This is a genomic window from uncultured Rikenella sp., assembly GCF_910579375.1.
GTDB lineage: Bacteria > Bacteroidota > Bacteroidia > Bacteroidales > Rikenellaceae > Rikenella.
Window position 1 is genome coordinate 1 of the sequence record NZ_CAJTUJ010000164.1, and the last position, 4,060, is coordinate 4,060.

General features: G+C 62.6%; 2 protein-coding genes. Both read right to left on the reverse strand.

Translation table 11 applies throughout. The features are described 5' to 3' along the window. Positions 1-425 precede the first annotated feature (425 nt). Complete coding sequence (locus tag QZ302_RS09105; RefSeq protein ID WP_294594668.1) at positions 426-1,274, reverse strand: permease-like cell division protein FtsX; 849 nt, start codon at positions 1,272-1,274, stop codon at positions 426-428. Next, complete coding sequence (locus tag QZ302_RS09110) at positions 1,258-3,723, reverse strand: YfhO family protein (protein WP_294594670.1); 2,466 nt, start codon at positions 3,721-3,723, stop codon at positions 1,258-1,260. The genes QZ302_RS09105 and QZ302_RS09110 overlap by 17 nt, the downstream gene beginning before the upstream one ends. Positions 3,724-4,060 lie beyond the last annotated feature (337 nt).

The window sequence follows — 4,060 nt, forward strand, 5'->3', positions numbered from 1 at the left end:
CTGTCCGCGCGCTGGCGGAAATCTTATTCAAACGCGAACAACGCGTTTGAATGATTTCCTTCTCCAGCAGTCGCGCGCGGGTGAGCTTTGGCCCGCCTGAAACTGCCCTGCGCGGGCGGCGTCCGGGTGACCCCGGCGGGACGGAGCGATACTACGTATCGCTTAATCTGTTCTGCCCAGTTCTTCGATGCGCGCCGGGGAAATCTTGTCAAAACGTGCTAGCATGTTTTAACGATTTCCCTCCTAAGACGTGGCGCGCGGTTACTTTGAAGTAATAAAGGCCGCCCGCCGTGGCGCGAACGCGTCCGCCGGGCGGGCGCGCCCACAGGGCGTTTTACTGGCAGCCTCTACCCCAACAACTAACGGCAGCCTCAGCCCATCCTGCTGTCTGTGCGCTGCTGGTTATGCAGGCTGCCGATGGCCCGTCAGTCGGTGTGGCGGACGAAACGGTTGACGGCCAGGGCGGTAAAGGTAGTGCAAATCGTTACGCCGACCAAAATCATGCCGCTGAACAACAGGGCCAGGGTCGAACGGTCGGTCGAGAGGCGGATGTCGGGCATCACTTCCGACAGGCCGTCGGCGAAGAGGTAGAGCAGCAGGGAGGACAAAACGCCTGCGACGACGCCCTGGGTGAAGCTGCGCCACACGAAAGGACGGCGGATGAAGGCGGTGGTGGCGCCGACGAGTTTCATGGTGGCGATGGCTTGACGACGGGCGGCTACGGCGAGGCGAAGGGTGTTCGAAATCAGCATGATGGCGACGGCAAGCAGGAAAATCCCCAAACCTAGCAGGATGTAGTTCAGGCGGTTGAGGTTGCGGGTCACGGCGTCGATGATCTTCTGCTGGTAGGCGACCTCTTCGACGCCGTTCCAGGTGGTGCACTCCCGTTCGAGGGCTGTGAGGTCGGAGGGGTCGGTGTGCCCGGCGTTCAGGGTTAGTTCGTAGGAGGCGGGCAGGGGGTTCTCGCCCAAAAATTCGACGAAGTCGGCGCCGATGTAGGCCTGAAAGTCTTGGGCGGCTTCGTCGGCGGAGAGGTAGCGCCACGAGGCGATGGCGGGGTGGAGCCCCATCCGGCGCTCGATGGCGGCGCGCTGGGTGTGGGTCACGGTGTCGGAGAGCATGAGCGAAAAGCGCAACTCGCTCCGCACGGCCGAGGTCGAGGAGTAGGCGTTCAGCAGGATGTAGCCTACGGCGCCTAAGAGCAGCAGCACGAGGGTGACGCTGACGGTGGCGATGGTGTAGTCGGCTTTCAGGCCGTTAGGATGGTGTGTCATCGGTGTCTGGAGTGGTTGGTTGGGGTTGGCGTTTCCGGAGGAGTGTCCCGACGAGCAGGCCGAGGGTGCCGAAAAGCAGAATGGCGGAGCAGGTGCGGGTGATTTCGACGAGCAGGTCGAAGTGCGGGGCGGCGAAACGGAACTCGAGGGTGTGTTCGCCGGCGGGTATCCGGATGGCGCGAAGGACGTAGTCGGCCCGAAGGTACGGGGCGCGTTCGCCGTCGATGATGGCGGTCCAGCCTTTCGGGTAGTAGATCTCGGAGAGGACGGCTAAGCCGTCCCGCGACGAGCGGGTGCGGTAGGTCTGCCGGTTGGTGCGGTATTCGGTCAGGGTGATGGTGGCGGTCGAGTCGGCGGCGAGGTCTTCGGGGGTCAGCCCTTCGAGTTGAGGGGCGAAGCGGCGGTCTACTACGGCGGTGGTGCGGGGGTCGAAGCCGCTCAGGGCGGCGATCTCGGCGTCGGGGGTGTCGACCCAATGGATGGTGTTGACGAACCAGGCGCTTCCGCAGGCGTAGGGGTTCTGCTGGACGGTCGCCCGGCCTTCCTGGTCGGGGACGATGAAGTATTTGGTGTTCAGCATGTCGTAGACGGCCATGTTCTGACGGCTGAGGTGGCGTTCGATGAGGTCTTGGTAACGCCGGAGCTTGGCGGCGTGGTAGCCGCCGACGGAGCGGTGGTGGTAGGAGGTGGTGGCGTCGGTGAAGGGGTCGAGGGTGAAGTTGGCGACGCGGTAGTCGGTGGTGTCTTGTAGGATCAGCCGGTCGGCGTCGGTGGTCGGAATGTTCAGGGCTTCGCGGCGGGGACGGAAATCGGAGGCGGAGACGTACCGTTTGTCGACGGGGAAGAGGTCGAAGAGGATGATTCCGCAGAGGCCGGCGATGAACCAGCTGCGACGGATTTTGCGGCGGGCACAGAGCCATACGAGGCCGGCGGTCAGCGCTACGAAGAGGAGCGACCGGAAGGCGTCGGCGCGCATCAGGGTGGCACGTTCGTCGCGCATGGCGGCCAATATGGGCTCGGGAAGTCCCATCGATTCGTCGTTGGGCCCGGCGAAGCTGCTGAGCATGGGGCCGAAGAGGCCGATCAACAGGCACAGGCCGCCGGTGATGAGCAGTGACCATTTCCAGCCGTTCTGAAGCCGGGCGTTGTCGGTTTCGTCGCGGTTCCACAGCCGGGCAAGGCCGAGTATGGCCAGCAGGGGCACGGCCCACTCGACGATCACGAGGATCATGGAGACGGTGCGGAATTTATTGTACATGGGGAGGTAGTCCAGAAAGAGGTCGGTGAACCACATCATGTGACGTCCCCAGGCGAGGAAGATGGCCAGCAGGGAGACGGCGGCGATCCACCATTTTTCGCGTCCGCGGAGGACGAACATCCCGAAGAGGGCCAGAAAAACGAGGCTGGCACCTAGGTAAACGGGGCCTTCGGTGGAGGGCTGGGGGCCCCAGTAGGAGGGCAGGTTGCGCTCGAAGCCGCGGGGGACGTCGTATTGCCGAAGGGCGTGGGCGACTTCGCCGTCGGCCTGAAAATCACGCCCTCCTCCATATAAATTGGGAACGAGCAGGTCGAGGGTCTCCATCTTTCCGTAGCTCCAGGCGGTGATGTAGTCGCGGTCGAGGCCGCCGGTGCGGTTGGCTTGGTCGGTGGGGTTGGGGTCGGTGAGTTCGCTGCGGCCGCGGGTGGTCTCGGGGGTGTGCTGGGCGACGTAGTAGAGCTGGACGAGGTTGGCGCCGAGGGCCAGTACGGCGGCTAAGGCCAAAACTGCGGTGGTCTTGCCGAACCGGGCGAGGGCTTTGGCTTTATAGGCGGCTATGAATTCGTTGATGACGAGGGCCAGCAGAACGAAGAGAAAGTAGTAGGTGATCTGGGGGTGGCTGGTCGATATCTCGACGGCGGCGAAGAGGCCGGCCAGAGAGGCGCCTAACCATCGGTGTCGTCGGTAGGCGTACCATACGCTTCCGACCATCGGTGCGACCCAGGCGAGGGCCATCATTTTCGTGATGTGTCCGGCGCCGATGATGATGACGAAGTAGGACGAAAGGCCGTAGCCGAGGCCGCCGGCGATCGAGAGCCAGGGGTCGACGCCGAATAACAGCAGCATCAGATAAAATCCGGCCATGGCGACGAACAGCCACCCGGCGGGCTGGCCGAGAAAGTAGAAGCGGTCGGCGGTCTTTTTGACCCAGCGGCCGTCGTAGTTCATGTCGATCAGGTAGGAGGGCATGCCGCTGAAGTTACGGCCGGCCCACTGGGGGTGTTCGTCGTAGCGGTCGATGTGTTGCCGGATGTCGCTGGTGGCGCCGTTGAACATGATCATGTCGGTCTGGCGCAGGGCTTTCCCGTTGTACTGGGGGGCGAAAAAGAGGGCGGAAACGCTGGCGAACAGCACTAACGCAAGCATATGGGGCAGGGCGTGCCGGAAAAAACGAACGAGGCGATGGGGCATGGCTGTCGAAATTTTGGGCCTAAATATACGCTTTTATTCGCACTCCTGTTCTCTCCCCGAGGCGGATGCGTGATTTTGGACGGAGGTTGCCGCGTTGGTTAGGGCCGTCGGCAGTTTGAGGATGCGAAGTCAACGAGAACAGTTCCAGCCGGGGCCGTGCTTAGACCGCGCGCCGTCGCCTAAAGAAGCGATTCAGCTATTTCGGCGATTAGCCGAATATAGAATGAATCGCGCAGGCGCGCGAAAAAAGAGTGGTGCGCAAAAAATCCGTCGCCCGCCCGCTTAAAAAGGGATTTCACTCGTTTTGCGGTGAGCAAAATCGAGATGAAATCCCAGC